At 40.6% G+C, this 20,433-nt stretch carries 9 protein-coding genes; 6 read left to right on the top strand and 3 right to left on the bottom strand.

Annotated features, from left to right (window positions below):
* Positions 1–452: 452 nt before the first annotated feature.
* Positions 453–713 carry a hypothetical protein gene (locus AC1DFM_RS27760; RefSeq protein WP_477080033.1) on the bottom strand — a complete coding sequence of 87 codons (261 nt, stop codon included), beginning with the start codon at positions 711–713 and terminating at the stop codon, positions 453–455.
* Positions 714–1,079: 366 nt separating this feature from the next.
* Here AC1DFM_RS27760 and AC1DFM_RS27755 point away from each other — a divergent pair, with 366 nt between their 5' ends.
* Positions 1,080–3,683, top strand: coding sequence for an alpha/beta hydrolase family protein (locus AC1DFM_RS27755; RefSeq protein WP_477080032.1), 2,604 nt, complete (start codon positions 1,080–1,082; stop codon positions 3,681–3,683).
* A gap of 64 nt (positions 3,684–3,747) precedes the next feature.
* Here AC1DFM_RS27755 and AC1DFM_RS27750 read toward each other — a convergent pair whose 3' ends face one another.
* Positions 3,748–6,489, bottom strand: a complete 2,742-nt coding sequence (locus AC1DFM_RS27750) for an alpha/beta hydrolase family protein (protein ID WP_477080031.1) — start codon at positions 6,487–6,489, stop codon at positions 3,748–3,750.
* 285 nt (positions 6,490–6,774) lie between these two features.
* Here AC1DFM_RS27750 and AC1DFM_RS27745 point away from each other — a divergent pair, with 285 nt between their 5' ends.
* From AC1DFM_RS27745 to AC1DFM_RS27725, 5 genes are all read left to right on the top strand, one after another.
* A complete protein-coding gene (locus AC1DFM_RS27745) occupies positions 6,775–10,122 on the top strand; it encodes a SusC/RagA family TonB-linked outer membrane protein (RefSeq protein WP_477080030.1) in 3,348 nt (1,115 codons plus the stop codon).
* A 24-nt stretch (positions 10,123–10,146) separates the two neighbouring features.
* A complete protein-coding gene (locus tag AC1DFM_RS27740; RefSeq protein ID WP_477080029.1) occupies positions 10,147–11,592 on the top strand; it encodes a RagB/SusD family nutrient uptake outer membrane protein in 1,446 nt (481 codons plus the stop codon).
* A 90-nt stretch (positions 11,593–11,682) separates the two neighbouring features.
* The gene (locus AC1DFM_RS27735) at positions 11,683–14,367 is read left to right on the top strand and encodes a glycoside hydrolase family 2 protein (RefSeq protein WP_477080028.1); all 2,685 of its coding nucleotides are present in this window, start codon (positions 11,683–11,685) and stop codon (positions 14,365–14,367) included.
* Between the two features lie 463 nt (positions 14,368–14,830).
* On the top strand, positions 14,831–15,841 hold the full coding sequence (locus tag AC1DFM_RS27730; protein WP_477080027.1) for a hypothetical protein: 1,011 nt from the start codon (positions 14,831–14,833) through the stop codon (positions 15,839–15,841).
* 162 nt (positions 15,842–16,003) lie between these two features.
* On the top strand, positions 16,004–16,819 hold the full coding sequence (locus AC1DFM_RS27725) for an SDR family oxidoreductase (RefSeq protein WP_477080026.1): 816 nt from the start codon (positions 16,004–16,006) through the stop codon (positions 16,817–16,819).
* A 671-nt stretch (positions 16,820–17,490) separates the two neighbouring features.
* On the opposite strand, the gene AC1DFM_RS27720 is transcribed toward AC1DFM_RS27725, so the two are convergent.
* Positions 17,491–20,277 (bottom strand): family 78 glycoside hydrolase catalytic domain, encoded by a 2,787-nt coding sequence (locus tag AC1DFM_RS27720; protein WP_477080025.1) that lies wholly within the window; start codon positions 20,275–20,277, stop codon positions 17,491–17,493.
* Positions 20,278–20,433: the final 156 nt, after the last annotated feature.

The following is a 20,433-nucleotide window of genomic DNA, read 5'->3' as shown; positions in this document are numbered from 1 at the left end:
GTTTAGTTGATCGGCCGTTTTAAACTGCTTCAGAAAGTCGTCTGATAAAAAATCTTCTGTCTTCATAAAACTATATATGCTTTAAAATTAAAAAATCGAGGTGAAACACCCCGATTTTTAGAATTTACACAGTTTATGAGATAGTGTCTAGAATTACAATTTCTGGCTACAAACAGTACAGCGCAAAGCGATTAAAACCACCCCATGCAGATATGACGTTGTTCTATTTACCATTCGCGATCTAGTCCGACATCTTCAACAGACTCCATAATCTTCATTTTAGCATGCTACTAAAAAATCCTATACAACGTTACCATCAAAACGTTCTGGCAACCGCTTTACGCTAACGATACTTCTGTAACATCATAAATAAACGAAACGCTAAAATGGAGTATTTTTCAGGCTTCTATTTACCAAATATTCTTAAAAATACTCATTTAAACTTGCATCCGCTACCCATTTATAGCGACAGATATTACGGGGCATGTCACATCAATAGATGCTGTACTTGCCTTAATTGTTTTTACTCCTCCCGGATCAAGGCGATAAAAAAGCGCAGTCGACACAGAACAAACGGAAATAATGCCACTTGGGCTTGAGGTAGTTGTATCCAGGTAGAATATTCTAGATATTCTAGTGGCCTTATAAGCCAGCGCACCACCGGCGATCGTAAAAACGGCCAGCGCCACCAATAAAAATTTTGCTTTTTTCATAGTGTATTATTAAATTGAAGAAATGGTATAAAAAATGTGTCCCAGATTATTCATATTTTTTTTTCTGGCGTCAACTCTCACTTAATCTCCTAGTCGTATTTACTTGTCATTTACCTCGCTACCAAATGATGTTTTATTTGCTCTTTAATAAAATCATTTCGCAAACCATTTACACATTATTGCCTGAAATTTGGGATATCAAAGGTAGTTATAGCTACTCCCTACCAAATTACAGTATTCGGCTGTAATAAGACTACAGTAGCATATTCCTTTCGTATATTCTCCATCTGCAACATTATCGCAGTCTCATTTCAGATTTTACAGCCACCAACATAACAATACTTCCCATACTAAACCCGGTAGTGCATGAAATACATTCAACTGGTATTACATTTGACTCTATGTACCTATTGCCTTGGCCAATCTGCCTTCGATAGAAATATAGATAATAACAAAATATCGAAACCCAACCTGAATATTGAAGCCAATAAAAACTGGCCAAGCCTGTCTGATGCCGGTATAAGTAACGATGGAAAATTCGCTGGTTATATCACGCTGAGTGACTCCTTGAATCGGGTATTAAAGTTAATCTGCACGGAGAACAAATGGAAGATTGAATCGTCAATTAAAGGATCATACAAATTTACAATGAATAGCAATAAAGCTGTCTGGATAAATGCACATGACAGTCTATGTATTGCCCTACTGGGGACCTCGAACATTTTCTATATTTCAGATGTGTCACTATATAATATTGGAACCAAAGACTTGTCTTACTTTTTAACTAATTCTCAAAAAGAGTTCGTCATTGAAGATACTAATAGCCCTAGCTCAAACACTTATCATACTGCAGACAAGAAGATACTACTAGATAATGGAAAAATGCGGGTATTATTGCAAACCCAACAAGGAAAAGTTAGTCTATTGGCAGATGATGATTACGGCAACACCAGCATGCTTTGGAGCGGGGTTACTGTTCGAAATTTACTACAAAATGAAACCAGTGAGCAATTGGCTTTTTTTTCCAATAGTAGGTTAGATTCCATCACATATTATAAAGTAGGAATGGATACCACGGTATCAATAGCCGTATCAATTGATCCTGGATTCCGTATATTGGATCTATCCCGATTTAGTAGAAATGGGGAATACATATTCCTGGATATCATAGAGCAGGATACATCCATCAGAAAAGCGGTAACTACATCAGTAAACATTTGGAGCTATGTTGACAACGAACTTCAAACACAACAGCGAAAAGAGCTAGGATTAAGAACATATACTGCGGTTATAAGACTGTCTGACAAAAATATCTTCCGGCTAGACAAAGAGAATGACTGGCTATTTCTTCCCAGATTACAAGATACAGTCGCATTAATTCGACAACAAGAAAGAAGAACTACGGGGCAAGAAATAAATTGGAATAGAGATAACAGCTTTACCTGGCATACTATCTCATTAAAGGATGGTAGGGAAAACAACTTACCCAATATCAACCAAAACAATATAGTACAACTATCCCCGTGCGCCAGATATGTACTTTACTATGACACCGCAAAAAAGGACTATTTTGTCTACGAAACAGGTAGTGGAAGATTGCGAAATATAACATCAGGTATTGCAGAAAAATGGCAAAAGAATATAGATGAAGACGATTATGGACAATATATTGCAGGGTGGGAAGAGGCAGACAAAAGCGTATTTATTAATGGAAAAAGAGATATATGGCAGATCGACCCTTCAGGCGTTCAGTTGCCCATAAATCTGACCAATGGTTGCGGGAGCAAATACAACATTCGCTTTTCACTATCACTACGGGAGTACTCAATGCGATCCATACATAGAGGAGAATCCCTCATACTCACAGCGTTTAATTTAGGAAATAAAGAGAATGGATTTTACAGGAAAAAAGTCGGGCACATAGGCAATCCAGAGCCACTATGCATGGGTCCATACATTTATGACATTCCTGACAATCCCTTTATTCCAGATGGGGTGAATTACTCTCCTATAAAAGCGCTCCATGCTGATAAATATCTTGTACGAAGAATGAGTGCTACAGAAGCACCCAACTATTTCGTTACCACCGATTTCAAATCCTTCAAGCCTATCAGTGATTTGCAACCACAAAGATCTTATAACTGGTATACCACAGAGTTACATCAATGGGAATCATTGGCTCATCACACTTTACAAGGAGTGCTGTACAAACCTGAAAATTTCAATCCTGAAAAAAGATACCCGATCATCCTTTATTGTTATGAGAAAATGTCTGATGGATTAAATGCCTACCTAGAGCCTAATGTATTAGAAAGCGGCTGCGCTATTAACATCCCCTACTATGTTAGTAATGGATACCTCGTGTTTTGTCCTGATATCTATTACCAGTTAGGAGATCCAATGCAAAATGCGTATGATGCCCTTATTTCGGCAGTGAATCATTTAACACAATTGTCTTATGTCAACTCTACCAAAATGGGTATACAAGGCTGTAGCTGGGGCGCTGTAGAAACCAATTACCTGGTTACTCACACAAATTTGTTCACTGCTGCATGCTCTGCCTCCGGTATTGGTAATTGGGTCAGCGGCTATAACAGTATCATGGGATCTGGCGAAAGTATGCAAGGCATGTATGAAATAGGCCAGTTCCGGATAGGAAAAACACTTTGGGAGAATCCTAATGTATACATAAAAAGCTCCGCTGTTTTGCTAACAGATAGTATGACAACGCCATTATTGCTTATGCATACAACGAATGACGAAATTTTCCCGCTTGCCAACATACAGGAATTTTTCAGTACTTTTCAACACTTAAAGAAAAAAGCATGGATGCTTGTTTATAACGGTAACCATGGCATTTTTGGTAACGACGCCATTGACTTCAGTATCCGAATGAAACAATTTTTCGATCATTTTCTCCAAAGCTATCCCTTACCAGAATGGATGATTCGAACTAAAGGCCAACACTAATATGTCTATAAATGATCAGAGATCAATAGACTAATGTCCCTATTACTATACTACGATCAAAAACTCATTTCTTCCCCTTCTCCTCCTCTGATTGGAGTATTAAACCCATTCCTGGTGTTTTAATGCTATCATCAAATTCATAACCACTTTCAATTCCTTTCATTTTCGCTGGAACACCACGCGTCATCCAAACTGGCGCAGGTTTCCCCATCAGATAATGGTCGAAAAACTGCCTCAGTCGAATACCGAAATCTATAGCAGCCCCCCCCGATACTCCATGATTAGCATCAGTATACTCTAATAACCAAACTTTTTTTCCTAATCGACGTAATGCAACAAAAAATTCAAGCGCTTGAGAAAATGAATAAACACCATCATTAGTAGTGTGCATCAACAATAATGGAGTACTCACCTTATCAGCATTGAAAATAGCTGAATTTTTAATATACTTTTCTGGCCTCTGCCATAAAGTCCCACCCATTCTCGCTTGTCCTCCCAATTCAAAATAACCGCTTAAACTCTTATATCTTCCGGGAACGTCTCCATAAGCACTTATCATATCAGACATCGAAGATGAAGAATATGCAGCTCTAAACAGATTTGTATGTGTAACCAAATAATTGGTTTGTAATCCTCCAAAACTACATCCTCCAATCCCAATCCTTTCCTTGTCTATAAAAGATAAAGTAGATAAATGATCAGCTGTTGATATCACTGCATCATATGTTCCCTGCATTGGATCTCCTAACACATAATCAATATCAGGTGTAAAAACTAAGTAACCGTTACTAACGTACGTCGGAATGTTAATATTACATCCCCCATTTATGTTTTCGGGGAAAATATACATATTCAAGGCAAATGACTTTTTCTCATAATAGTGTATAATAACGGGATACTTTTTACCTGGATCAAAATTTTCGGGTTTATAAAGTATTCCCTGCATCTGGTGTCCATCTTCCCTCTTCCAGCTGTGCAACTCTGTTTTATACCAATTATATTTTCTTTCAGGATGTAGGTTGCTTTCCTGGACAAAATCCCTAAAATCTTCGGTATAATAATAGTTGGGAGACTCGTTATATTTCATTCTCGAAAGGATATACTTTTTCTCATCCTTCGCCTTGACTGGATAAGTACCATTCTCCTCGATATATGGATTATCCACTAATTGATAAATACAGTCATTCATAGTCAACAGCTCAGGATCCCCAGACGCTCCTATTACTTTCTGAAAAAAGCCATTTTGCTTGGTTTCCAGATTTAGGGCATTCAATACTAATGTGTCACCTGAATAAAATGTAGATGTACGTGCAAGTCCTGTGTAAAAGACAATCTTATGCTTTATTCCATACCCATTAGTAACACTCAGCGGCTTTTTGCGTCCAGATGGATCTATCATCCAAATATCATACTTGTCATATATTAAGGCAGCTTTATCTCTATCTATCCAGCCAACGACTCCTCTTGGCTCTTTTGAAAGATCTTCTTGATAAATACAAGTCCAAGAAGTACTAGTTCCACTGGTAATATTATGATAAACATTAGTTAATACATCATAACTGATATAGCTATTCAGTTCACTATTATAATATAATACATATCTACCATCTGGAGAAAGATTAATTATATGCCGACCTTTTATATCTAAAAGTATGTTTCTCCCATTTTTTATGGATCTCAAATAATAAGTTACTTTCCCTGGTCCTACGACATCCTCACTTTCGGGCGATTTTTGAACAATATATGTATTCTCATCATCACTCCACGCTATTATACTTTCATTATCTTCTGCAAGTTGAGTAACATGGCGACTTTCAAGGTCAACTACAAAAGGGTAGGAGACTCTTATTCCAGAATCAATTAACTGAGCACTTTGTAGCTTTTCATCCAGGTAACTCCACACATTAACGGTCGTTTTTCTGGCTTTAGAATCTAATACTTTTGGCACCTCTTTTTTCAACATATTAAAAAATAGATAGCCTCCGTTAGAATTGAAGTCCGTCAACGCATCTACGACAAAAGAACCATCTATCTCTGTAGATCTGTTGCTTACTAATAATCGTGACTCCTTTTCCCCCTTCCGGTAATACCATATAGATTTTTCATTCGTATTCTTATCAGAAACCATAAATACTACTTCACTTCCTGTCGAATCTAATATTTTATTTTCCAAGCCATGGCCCTTCCATATTGCAATGTCTTCCCCGGTCAAAATATTAACTAATTCAATGGACTGCCCCCCATCTTCTTCTAGTTCTTTCTCCAACACAAGAACTCTCCCTTCTTCACTAAATGAGAAGTCTTTAACAGAGGAGTATAATCTTCTTTCACCAGAAATTAGATTTTCCAACACGACCTCATTTTTAGGTTCCAACATAAATGCAATCCACTCTCCATCTTTATGATTAGACACTTGAAAGGCCTTCACCATTGGCATCTTACGTAGGTATGACTTACCTAATTTTATAATATATAACGTGTCAGTAGAAAGATATAGTGCTAATTTACTATCAGCAGTAAAGGCAGTACCAATCATATTTGGTATTTTCATCTCCCAGCTCCCTTTCGCAGACTTTAGCACTGTTACATATGTATCTTTTACCATGTTTGTTTCTGCGCAATACAGGTATTCTCCATTATTAGTTATTCCGCAACCCGCAACTAAAGGCCACTTCTCATAAACAGAAGAATCAATTAATGGCTTATCCATTAGAGGCTCATAAGAGCCTCCAACGCGATTGACTGTTTGAGCCTCCGCGGTTTTTAAAAAAAGCAATAACACTATAACAAAAGATATTCTTTCCATCTTATTCTTTTTTATCGGCATTTCACTTACGAACACTTTAAAAATAAATACAATCCAATGTACTTACTTCCCCTGTGACAGCATAGCAGTTATGCCTAGCAAGTCTATTAGCGCCGCTCTGACCCTAACGTATCTTTTTCACTACACCTCAAAACAGATAAACGTACTACGATATGAAAATAAATATCTACTTAATACCATCAATAGTACTCAAAGGTGTTGTATAGTGTAATAAGTATATAATCGGCGACCTATTTTCCTTACAGGCAATAAATGAACAACAACATGGTCAAAACAGTACTAAAAACTTGTAAGCTATCCATTATTATAATGGCTAACTTAACTATATGGATTCATCTTTCAAGTGCTGCTGTGGCAGAGATCCACTTCCAGGTACCCAGAGTAACCATAACTGCTGACAATATCCTACTTGAAGAAGTGTTCAGCAAAATACATCACCAAACGGGCCTTACAATCCACAATGACTTTAAGGAAACTGCACTTAACGAAAAAAAGAAAGTCTCCGTCAATTTTCTTAACGCAACCATAAATGACGTGATGACCTTCTTATTAAGTGATAAAAAAGACCTTGGCTATACGTTAAATAAGAATAGTATTTTAATTTTCAAGCAAGCAATATTATCGACCCCAAAGCTTCTCTCCGCCTATATTTTGGATACTTTATCAAAGGAGATTGACTTTACTGGAAAAATTATTGATAAAGACGGCAACCCGGTCCCCGGTGCGTCCATAAAAATAAAAGGCAGTACTCATGGTACAATTTCAAACTCCGATGGCTCATTTAGAATATCTGATATTAACAGAGGAAGTATTGCCATTATCACCTCAATTGGATTTGAATCGAAAGAAGTACTTGTGGATAAAAAAAGTGTCTTAATACAACTTAATTCGCATACTAATTTACTGGATGAAAAGGTTATCATGGCTTACGGTACTACAACAAAACGCTTAAATACCGGAAACATTGGAAGTTTGAAAGCTAAGGACATTCAGAATCAACTTGTAGGTAATCCTTTATCTGCCTTACAGGGACGCATCCCTGGCATTTTCATTGAACAATCAAGTGGGGTATCAGGCTCCGGTGTAACTGTACGTATTCAAGGACTGAACAGCCTTCTCAGTGGTAGCGACCCCTTTTATATTATTGACGGTGTTCCGTATATTTCACAACTACTGCCAACACAAAATACGATAGGTGGCAGCTCTGGAGCAAATGGAGTCTATGGAAATCCTCTGAATTACATGAATCCGGCTGATATAGAAAGCATCGAAGTGCTGAAAGATGCTGATGCTACAGCGATCTATGGATCCAGAGCAGCAAATGGCGCTATACTAATTACTACTAAAAGAGGGAAAGCAGGGCCGGTTAATGTAAATGTATTATTTCAAAGTGGATGGGCAAATGTGTCACGAAAACTACCGGTACTGAATACAAAAGACTATCTTGAAATGCGACACGAAGCTTTGAAAAATGACGGTTCAACGGTATCTTCTTTTGATTGGGATTTAAATGGTACCTGGGACACAACTCGCAACGCAAATTGGCAGAAAGAGCTTATCGGAAAAACAGCCAACTACACGGATGCTCAGGTAAGTACATCGGGTGGAAACGCTTATACCCAATTCCTATTCGGAGTCGGATATCATAAGGAAACAACGGTTTTTCCTGGCCCTTTTTCGGACCAAAAAGCCAACGTACATCTAAATCTAAATAGTAACTCCTTAAATCAAAAGTTTAAACTACAATTCACAAGTTCTTTTTCCTTTGATGACAACCGACTCCCAACAACAGATTTAACCTCTTCCGCGCTTACATTAGCACCTATGGCACCTAATCCCTATAGTCCTGACGGGAGTATTAATTGGGCTCCCGACCAAAGTGGCGCCAGTACCTATTACAACAACCCCATAGCGGCAATTGCCCAAAGAAGCCGAAACAAAACGATGAGCCTTGTCAATAATGCGGTAATTAGCTATGAAATCATTCCTGGATTAACAATAAAAAGCAATGTAGGATATAACAATTTAGTAACTAATGAAATAACAAAAGTCCCCATCTCTATAGTAGCACCTGAATATCGCCAATATAGCTACAATACAACTACATTCTTAACAAACCGAATCATCTCATGGACGATCGAACCACAATTGGAATATACCAGAAAAATTAAAAAGGGGAATCTAAACGTCCTTCTCGGAAGCACCTTGACACAATTAAATAGTGATCAACAGCTCATTATTGCAAGCGGATTCAGTAACGAATTGGTGATGGAAGACTTAGCTTCAGCCACAAGAATAACGGGACAAAGCATTAATTCAATATACAAATACAATGCTTTGTACGGTAGGGTGACCTATAACCTTCTAGAAAAATATATTATTAACCTCAGTGGTAGAAGAGATGGCAGTTCAAGATTTGGAACGGAAAATCAGTTCCATAATTTTGGCGCAATTGGGGCAGCTTGGATTTTCTCCCAAGAACAACTTATTCAATCCAACCTCCCTTCATTAAGTTTTGGAAAGTTGCGTGGTAGCTTTGGTACTACCGGCAATGATCAAATAGGAGACTATCAATTTATAGATATTTATCAACCAATGTTAATAACCGGGAACCCATATCAAAACATAACTGGCCTTACGCCCTCCCGGCTAACAAATCCCGCTCTAGCTTGGGAAGAAACTAAAAAACTGCAATTCGGATTAGAACTAGGATTCATAAACAACAGAATTTTCTATACTGTAAACTATAACTTGAATCGATCAGGGAATCAATTAATAATGGTCAATTTGCCATATATATCAGGATTCGGTAGTATAACAAAAAATTTCCCTGCGGTCATTCAAAATACTGGTTGGGAAATGACTCTAGCAACTACCAACATTAAAACAAAAAATTTTTCTTGGTCAACCAATGTTAATATTACAATTCCCAAAAACCAATTACTTTCCTATTCTGGAAAAGATAAAAGTACAATGATTTTTTTAGGAAAATCATTGTCCAGCCAAATATATTACAATTATGCAGGAGTTAATGAAACGACGGGACAATATCAATTCAAGGACGTTAAAGGTAACCTTACTTCATCACCTTCAGACCCTGTTGACAAAACAATAGTCGCCAATACAGATTCCAAATTCTACGGTGGATTACAAAATAGCTTCAGCTATAAAAATTTCTCTCTGGACATCTTTTTTTCCTTTACCAAAAGATCGGCTATTAATAATATATCATATGGATTAAATGGCAATTATCCTGGCATGTTTAACTCCGGCTTGGCAAATCAGTCCACCAGTGTACTAAACAGATGGCAAAAACCTGGTGATAAAGCTGAAGTACAGCCATATAGTGCAGGTCTAAATACAAATTTAACCTACATTACTAATAGTAGCGTCGGTCTTACTGATGGATCCTATATTAGACTTAAAAACATCGCCCTATCATGGCAATTCCCTGACGCTTGGAAGAAAGCCCTACACACCTCTGCTGCCAGACTATTCCTTAATGCTCAAAACGTACTTACAATCACGAAGTACAAAGGATTAGACCCAGAAACAAAATCTGCATTACCTCCGCTGAGGATAGTAACGATAGGCGCACAGATTACATTATAATAGAAACTACCAAACTCGTGAATCATGCGAAATATAATTAAATTTATAAATCAAAAGCATAGTACCATCATCCTATTAGTTTATATTAATAGTTTAATCTTGCTATCTGGATGCAAAAAGCTAATCGAAGTTAATACCCCGACGACAAGTATAAGTACAAAAAATGTTTACACGAATGATCAAACTGCGATTGCCGTATTAACTGGTTTATATACTATTATTAGTGGAAGTCCAGCAACAGGGTCAGATTTAACATCTATAGGATTAATAACTGGTCTTTCTGGAGATGAGCTAACATTGTACAGCGGTGCCGGAGACCCAAGACTGAAAGCATATTACCAAAATAATTTAAAAAACAACACGTCCTTTACCGATTTCTGGGCCGCCATCTATAATGAAGTGTATGTAACCAATGCAGCTATTGAAGGTCTCAACAGTTCGTCATCCTTAACACCGAGTGTAAAGCAGCAATTACTTGGTGAGGCCAAATTCTACAGAGCATTTTGCTACTATCACCTGCTAAACATGTACGGTGATGTTCCGTTAGTTATAGGCACAGAATATACCGTGAATATTATTCTCTCTCGTAGCCCTAAAGAAAAAGTATGGGCACTAATAATCTCCGATCTTCAGGATGCTGAGACATTGCTTACGCCTAATTATCTTGATGGAAGCTTGTTAGCTGAAACGACAGAGCGCATAAGGCCCACTAAGTGGGCTGCAGCTGCCCTTCTTGCGAGAAGTTATCTCTATACGGGTGATTGGAAAAATGCGGAACTTCGATCCACCGAAGTTATTAATAACACGGCTCTCTATAATCTGGATTCTTTAAACAAAGTATTTCTTATGAACAGCCGTGAAGCAATCTGGCAGCTGCAGCCTGTCAATTATCATTCCAACACCGAAGATGCTAAAATATATGTTTTACCATCCACAGGCCCTTCTATATTCACTCCGGTGTACTTAAGTCCTCAACTGATAAATAGTTTCGAGCCAAATGATCAGAGAAAAAGACGATGGGTAGATACTGTAACCTCTGCCGGTATACTATATTATTACCCATATAAATACAAACTTAACTCTATTGACGATCCCTTAGGTGAGTACAACACTGTGCTACGCTTAGGAGAGCAATATCTACTTCGTGCAGAAGCAAGAGCTCAACAAGGTAATATTAAAGGAGCGAAAGACGATCTGAATTTGCTTCGCAATAGAGCCGGTCTGCAAGATTATACAAATACTGATCAAGTACAATTGCTTGCTGCCATCTACCATGAACGTCAGGTGGAATTGTTTACAGAATGGGGGCATCGATGGTTTGATCTAAAAAGGATTCAAACAGTAAATAAAGTAATGGAGAAAGTAACACCGTTGAAAGGCGGCTCCTGGAGCCCCAATTGGCAATTGTTCCCTTTGCCCTCCTACGATATTCGCACAGATGGAAATCTAACTCAAAATGCTGGATACTGACTCTTCCAATCCACCTACTAACCAGACTTTTTCAATAATCTTATTACCAAACGTATTAACCACACAAACACCTCGAATAAATTGTAGAAGATGAAAAGAAGAATTATATCTACCGGTTTTTTCACCGCTATAACATTGTTTTGTAATGCCCAAAACAAGGATTTAAATGCTCAATCATATCATATTGGACCCACGCATTTGCAATCAAGGTGGGCCAAGGACGTTACTCCTGACAATGCCCTTAAAGAGTATCCGAGACCCTCTCTGCAGCGAAAAAACTGGCAAAACCTGAATGGCCTTTGGGAATACGCTATTACTGATTCAGCTGTTATAAGTCCGGATAGCTTTGATGGTAACATACTTGTTCCATATCCTATAGAATCAGCGCTCTCTGGTGTCGAAAAAACATTGATGCCAGATAAACGCTTATGGTATAAAAGAACCATCCAACGCCCGGCGACAACATCCAGTGAGCGTGTGATGCTAAACTTTGGTGCTGTGGACTGGCAAGCCACCATTTTCATAAATAAAAAGCAGGTGGGGCAACATTCCGGAGGATACCAAAATTTTTCCTACGACATCACTGAGTTCCTGAAAAAAGGGGAGAATGAAATTCTGGTAAAGGTGTATGACCCTAGCGACAAAGGGCCCAATCCGCATGGAAAACAAGTGCTGAATCCAGAAAATATATACTATACACCCTCTAGTGGTATTTGGCAAACAGTCTGGATGGAAGTATTGCCGGCCACACATATTTCCCATATAACAAGCACCCCGGACATTGACAATGGTATATTAAAACTAGCCATTCAAACGGTAGGTAATCCAGACAATACCAAACTTGAAATTGTAGCCTCCGCTGACGGAAAACCTATCAGCGAGTCTAAAATACAACCAACAGTCAATAACGGTGTAGCCACTATCAAAGTACCCGATTCGCGACTGTGGTCACCTGATGATCCTTTTCTATATGAGCTTACTATAAAACTTATCAAAGGTAATAAGACTGTAGATGAGGTAAAGAGCTATTTCGGTATGCGAAAAATTGATATACAAAAAGATGAAAAAGGTACGGATCGCATTTTCCTGAATAATAAATACACCTATAATTTAGGTATCCTGGATCAAGGTTTCTGGCCCGACGGTTTATATACAGCGCCTACTGATGAAGCATTAGCATTTGACATTAAAACTATCAAGTCACTGGGCTTTAATACTATCCGAAAACATATCAAAATTGAACCGGAAAGGTGGTACTACCATGCCGACAAATTGGGTATATTAGTTTGGCAGGACTTTGTCAATCCACCTCACGGTCTTCCGGCGGGATCCAGACCCATATTTGAAAAAGAGGTACAGGAAACGATGGACCAATTACATAATCATCCCAGTATAGTAACCTGGGTGCTCTTTAACGAACGTTGGGGAGCATATGATCAGGAAAGACTTACTGCATGGGTAAAAAAATATGACCCCAGCAGAATCGTCAATGGACATTCCGGAGAATTGCTTTATATAGACGATCAATTACGCGACCCAGCGGACCACCCTTGGATAGGAAGTGATATGACAGATGTACATTCTTATCCCGATCCAAAAAATGCTCCAGCACAAGCGAATAAGGCAAGAGTAGTAGGTGAATTCGGTGGAATAGGTGTTACTGTTCCCGGACATGAATGGGATGACATGCAAGGATGGGGTTACGTACAAATAAAACCTGCTGAATTAAAAGAACGATACAAGGGCATGATGCTTGAGCTGAAAAAATTGGAAGCGGCTGGTTTAAGCGCCTCTATTTACACCCAGCCTTTTGACGTAGAAGGAGAAGAGAATGGCTTACTTACCTACGATCGGGAAATCATTAAAATTCCGGTAAATGATGTCCGTGCTATCAATAAGGAGCTGGTTCCCCAAACAAACGGATTTGCACTTGACCCCCATTTTAATATTGCAGCAGCAATTGATACAACTGATAGCAACACGCAATATGCAGAAATGATGACTCGTTTTAAAGATGGGATTAGGGATTCAACTTTTCTCAGAAGACTTACAGTAATGGCCATTCGCAAAAAAGATCTGGATCATGCCACTCAAATTGGCAACGAATACATTAGCATATTAAGCACACCTCTATCCAAAGAAAACCTATTTTTCATTAACAACATTACGAAATCCACGAGGGATAAAGGATTCCTTCTTTTCAACCAACACTTGGCAGAAGTAAATGCCAATTTTGGGCCAGCTTATGCGGAAAAGAAAATAAAGAGAATTATTGATGTTGAAGAAATTCAACCATACACTAAAGATGGTAACCCGAATGTGAACTGGGATTCACTTGAGCAAAAAATAAGTGCTAAATATGGCGATTTAGGAGAAGAACTGGTCTTGGGGAGGCGTATGTTATACAACATTACCACTAAACGGGATTGGAGTGAATTTAGTAAATATTATGTACTCTACTTTAAGAAAGCACTATCACGACCCGAGTACGATATAAATAACGTAACATGGGTAATATTTGAACATGTCACTGATCCCGAGGTACTGGCATTTGCAGGCGATGTAATGAAGTATGCCATCCAGAACTCGGACCAAACTCCAGAAGCATATGACACTTACGCAAATCTTCTTCACAAAATAAATAAATCTGGAGAAGCCATTCAGTGGGAAGAAAAAGTCGTCGCTTTGAAAAAGGGTACTCCCGACGAAAAAGTCTATGCCGATATCCTCCAAAAAATGAAATCCGGCCAGCCAACCTGGCCTACAAATAACTAAACTCATTACGCGGTACATGTGGGCGGATTGGTTTACGCCCCATGTGCACTCATTTCGAAGCGTCGCTAATATTCTTGTTGGTGACCTCTTTTTCTTAAAACAATCAAAAAAGTTTCAATATGATCCTGTTTCATCCCGCATCCCAGAAATTTTCTAAAAAAAAGTTCAATTTCTATAGTACGATCGGAATAATCGTTGTGTATTATTAGTGTACCATCTTTCAAAAGGGAAGAAAAGGACCCATCTCACGAGTAACCGTTAAAAGACACATTCTTATAGTACCATTAAATTATTACTCGTGTATTATTAATACAACCAGGATATCCATTAGAAGACAGACTCTATGAAACAATACTGACAGCCGATTGAAATAGTTTGTTCTATCCTATGAAAACCTTTCAATTAGCCCAGCAGTAACAGGCACCGGAAAAACAAATATTCAACAGTTTAAAAACATTGTTTTATGGCTCTGCCACGAAAAGTAAATCTCCCTGAAAAAATTCTGAGAATCGAAACGGAAGACCAAAACTATACGCCCATAGAAGAGATTCCGGAAGAGTATCAGCACCTGATCATCCCTGCTTCAAAGATCTTCTACACAAAAGATTACGACTTCGACATGGTTTGCCAGGTGATCCGTCTCGGTATTTTCAGCGTCTGGATACACGAAATCTTTGCGATGGAAGCTATTAAGTTACTACCCGTTACCTGCAAGGAAATTGTGGTGCTGCATTTTATGGCCCACGGCTCCACCAAAGCAGAGATAGCGGAAAATGGCGCCTATCCGCTGAATGGTAAGGAAGTGAATATGTTTAAGTTAAACGCCCGGTTCAATGAAGCGCCTATGAAAAGAGGCGATGAAATGATCAGCTTCCACATCAACGTATTGCCAACAGATTTACCTAAACTGGGCGAAATACATCCAGACCTCGCACAACTGGCAAAGAAAGAGCTGATGGCCGGTAGCGGACCATTACAACACAGGCCTTATAAACTCAACCTGGTATGTAATCACCTCATCAAACAAATCACAGATTGTAAATATATTGGGGTAGCGGCAGAGAAACTCCTACACAGATGCTGCGTAGACCTGTTTATCAACTTCGCTAATCAGGATAAAATCGCTCATCTGCCGAATACCTATAACGCTGATGAAATAGATAATATCCTGAAAGATGTGCTGGAGTACATCAACTCACACGTGGACGACGAATTCAACCTGGCTAAGATCGCTTACATCTTTGATGTAAAAGCCAAAGCCTTATATGCCGGCTTCGAAAACACTTACCATATTACCATGGACGCATACGACAAACAACGTAAAATGTTGCACGCCTTCCATACCGCCGTGACCACCAAGGCCGAGGCGAAAGATATTGCGAGTTCGATTGCCATGAGAAGCACTACTGAATTTATCAACGCATTTGAATCATATTTTAACTGTTCCTTCATCACCATTCGTAATGCCCAATGAAGTTTACTTTAATCACCCCTTGATTATTTTAGGTTGGTGACTCGCGGGACTAGTCTTAGTCCCGCTATTTTTTATCTATCCCTCAAAATAACCCTTGCTTTTTGCTATGAAAGAAAGAATCCTTAAATTCCTTTTCTTTTCTCACCGCAAAAAGCAAGGGTTATGTCTTTTCAGCAACGTACCATCTTTATTACCGGCGCAAGCCGTGGCATAGGCAAGGCCATCGCACTGCGATTAGCCAGCAAAGGCGCTAATATTATTATTGCCGCCAAAAGTGTAGAAGAAGACCCGCGCCTGGGAGGTACTATTTACTCTGCTGCGCAAGAAGTAGAAGCCGCCGGCGGCAAAGCGCTGGCCGTACAGGTAGATATCCGGGAAGAAGCACAGATTGCTCACGCCGTACAACTGGGAGTAGAAAAGTTTGGCGGGATAGATGTGGTGATCAACAACGCCTCCGCTATTCAACTCACCAACACCGAACAAACGCCAGCCAAACGGTTCGACCTGATGTATGATATCAACGTGCGCGGCACGTTCCTGGTAACACAACACTGCCTTCCTTATCTCAAAAAAGGAAATAACCCACATATCCTTACGCTATCGCCTCCCATCAACATGGACCCCAGATGGTTTGGTCCACATGTGGCCTATACTATCAGCAAATACAATATGAGTATGCTGGCCTTAGGCTGGGCTGCAGAGCTGGCCCCTCATCATATTGCTTCTAATGCGCTCTGGCCCGCCACCACCATTGCTACAGCAGCAGTAAAAAACCTGCTGGGAGGAGATGCCTTGATTAACAGAAGCCGTACTCCTGATATACTGGCTGATGCAGTGGAATATATTCTGCAGCAACCCGCGTCCTACACCGGTCATACCTTCATCGACGAAGAAGTATTACAGGCTGCCGGTATTACCAACTTTGATAAATATGCAGTAGTGCCAGGTGGAAAATTACAAACGGACTTGTTTCTTTGAAGAGCAGAAAGCAGAAAGCTAAAAGCAAAAAGCTATAGAAGCGAATAACAAAAAACGGAAATACCCTTCTGGTAATTAACGGCGATCCAGGATAACAATAACCAGGGTTGTTTTTAAAAAAGAGAAGCTGATCTGGAAAGAACTGCTTTTTCCCGTAATTCAACAACCCATTCTGATGAAAGGAATGGGCTAAATAGCTACCCTGGAAAGGGTTGCTTTTTTCATCTTTGGTCATTCGTCTTTTAGTCCGAATGACATGTTTGTTAACCCAGAACAAATGTACAACGAGTATTTAAAAAAACTCTGTTCAGTTTCGTTCAGTTCATTTTTTCTTGTTCATTCTCGTTCATTTTTAAAATCGCCAAAAAGTTGATTTTTGAATTGAAAAATTTCTTATGAAGAATAAGCAAAGAGTTTATTTTCAACTACACCCACCATTCAACCAAACACCCCACCAAACAGCCACAACACAATACCACACACACTTACAGCAACCATAAACAATTCACCCACCCCTAAAAACATCATCACACCCATTCCAATGTTACAACTCATACTATGGACACCTAACTATCATCAACACACGAAAACCATCCGGATTATCATACACAACAGCACACAACACTTCTCCCCGACTCGATCAGGCATATTCCTTTCATCGCCATTATTTTTTATCGGGTCATTAGGCCGGCGTAGCTGCCGGCAGTGTTATTGGCAGGTGGTGTATTAATAACCGTGAAGATGTATTTGCCAGCGTCTACATGGATCTCGTAACGCCCGTCTTTATATCCCTTGGTGAGCACTTGCCCATTCATGGTAGCGTCAGCAGTATAGGATGCCGGCAAATAAATAGTGGCGCGCGCATTACCCGGTATTTGCACCTCCAGGAAAAAACTGCTTCCTTCCTTTCTCCATTTACTACTGATCAAACCATAAGGCGATTCATGGGTAGCCTCCGCGGAAGTCACCTCTCCCACCACTTCCGGACGAATCACAATATCACGGAAAGCCACGCTGCCAGGCGCCGCACTGATGCCTGCCAAACCAGTATAAAACCATTCCATCAAATGCCCCAGCATAAAATGATTGTTGGAGGCGTTGCGAAAGCCCTCCCAGGACTCCGTCAATGCCGTAGCGCCTCTGGCCAGCTGCATGCCGTAACCAGGAACATCGGAACGACTATTCATATCATAGATCACATCGGAATGTCCTTCTTCATCCAGCACGCGCAGCAGGTAGCGATAACCGATATCACCAGCGGTAAGACTGTTATTATGCGCACGCACATCTGCAATGATATTGTCTACCACGGCAGCCTTATTCTCCGGTGCTACCAGCCCCATGTACACCGACATCGCATTGGCAGCCTGACTGCCGGTAGCATATTGTTTAGTGCTATCGTTGAAGAAGGCCTTATTGTACGCGGCGTGCACCAGTTCAGATTGGGCTTCATATCGTTGGGCATCTTCCCGTCTCCCTAAAATACCCGCTACTTTAGTGAGAATAGAAAGGTCATAATAGTACATCGCGGTAGCAGTAACCCCTTTAGGCGTCAGTTGCGATTCTCCGGGAAAGTTAGGCCCAATGTCGTACCAATCGCTTAATCCCTGCCGGAGGATATGTTGATCCGCTTTCTTCTCCAGGTAAGCTACGTAGCGCGTCATCATCTCATAACTTTCCTCCAATACCCGCTTATCACCATACCACTGATACAGGTAATAAGGGAAAATAACGCTATTGCTGCCCCATTCCGGCGAGTCGCGGAAACCATCTTCAAACACCACATACTCCGGTGCTATATCCGGCACCAGGCCTTCCGGGGTTTGCGCCTGCATCATGTCCCGCACAATTTTGCGTCCCAGTGCTTCAATATGATAATTATAACGGATAGAGCTGCCTACCAGGTGCGCCTGCTCCAGCCAGCCCAGCTTTTCGCGATGTGGGCAGTCGGTAAACACACTGGCCATATTGCTGCGGACGGCCCAGTCGATCAGGTGAAACGTTTTATTAAACAATTCATTCGAGCAATGAAACCCGCCGCTGATAGCCGCTTCATTGCGTGTATGGATCTCCGTGAGCTGTTGTATCACAGGCAGGTGACGGGGGTTTTCCTTTCCCTCCGGCACAGCGCCATCCACTTGTATATAGCGGAAACCATAGTACATAAACTGTGGCTGCCACTCTTCCACACTATCGCCTTTTAAGGTATAATTGAAATAAACAGGGCTACCCACCGCCCGCTGATCGGCGAGGCCTTCTGGTGTCAGCAGTTCCGCCGGCGTAAGCTTTACCACTGCATTGGCAGGCCCCTTCACCCGCAAACGCGGAATAGCAGAAGCATTCTGGCCCATATCATACAACCAAACACCTGGCCGTGGCTGCGTAATGGTAACAGGCGAAAACTGGTCGAAAGTATTCAGCGCAGCAGTTTGTGCCTGCAAGTTGGTGGTACCATTTACCACTACCACATTCCGCCAGCTGCTGTCGTTAAAGCCGGGTTGGTCCCATCCGGCCGGATGTAAAGTGGCGTTATAGTCTTCCCCGCCATAGATACTGGAAAAAGTAACCGGACCTGGCGCGGCTTTCCAGCTAGGATCACTGACAATATTATCCGTGCTGCCATCGCGGTATTGCAGGTATAGCCGGCAAATAAGCTGTGGATACCCGAAAGCGCCGGTGAGTTTACGGTATCGTTGTCCGGGTATAAAAAAGAAGCCGTTGCCCAACATCACCCCCAACGTATTCTGACCATCTTTCAGTTGGTCGGTCACGTCAAACGTTACATACAAGGCTTGTTGATCGTATTTGGTCCATCCCGGATCAAGGAAATGCGCTCCTACTTTTTTTCCGTTGAGATGCAAATCAAATTGTCCCAGGCCGCAAATAAAAACAGTGGCCCTTGCCAGCGGTTTGCGGGGAGTAAAATCTTTTCTCAGTAAAGGCAGGATGTCTTTACCCAGGTTCCGCTCCTTGTAATCACCATGAACCGCAGGTACAATCTTTTGATTATCCGGCATGGCTTCATAGCCAATCCATTGCGCTTTCTTCCAGTCGTCCGCCGTGTACAATCCCGTTTGCCAGGAGGCGGGTTCACTCCAGTCGGAAGCTACCCCATTATTCCATACCATTACTTTCCAGTAATACACCGTGGCGGGATGCAAGGCTTTACCTGCATATGAAATTTGTATCGATTCGTCGGATGCCGTTTTCTTTGAGTCCCAGATGTTCCCTTTATCACGCGCCAGCAGGGCTGGGTTATCGGCTACCAGTATACGATAGGCCGTTTGTTTAACGTGAGGGGTATCCGCGTAAAGCTGCCAGCTGAAGGTGGGCGTCATGGCGTCTATGCCGATAGGGTTATTGGCTTGTCCGTTACACAGCAGGTGTTGTAGCCGAACTTTCTGTGCCATGGTGGCGGTGCTGATCAGTAACAGGAATAATAACAACGTGGATTTCATCCTTACACGTTTATGGAGTGAGTTACAAAAATTACCTCTCTACAACAGCCCCGCTTCGGAAAGATAGTTCACCATCCCTCTATCTTTAATTTATGCAAATTTCCCCGTAATTGCTGGTATATTTTTACAGCTGGCCAAAAGGACAAAGACAATATT

This window comes from Chitinophaga sp. 05T412, from assembly GCF_056396465.1.
The sequence above is the reverse complement of the archived record's forward strand: the minus strand, read 5'-3'. Positions and strand labels throughout refer to the sequence as shown.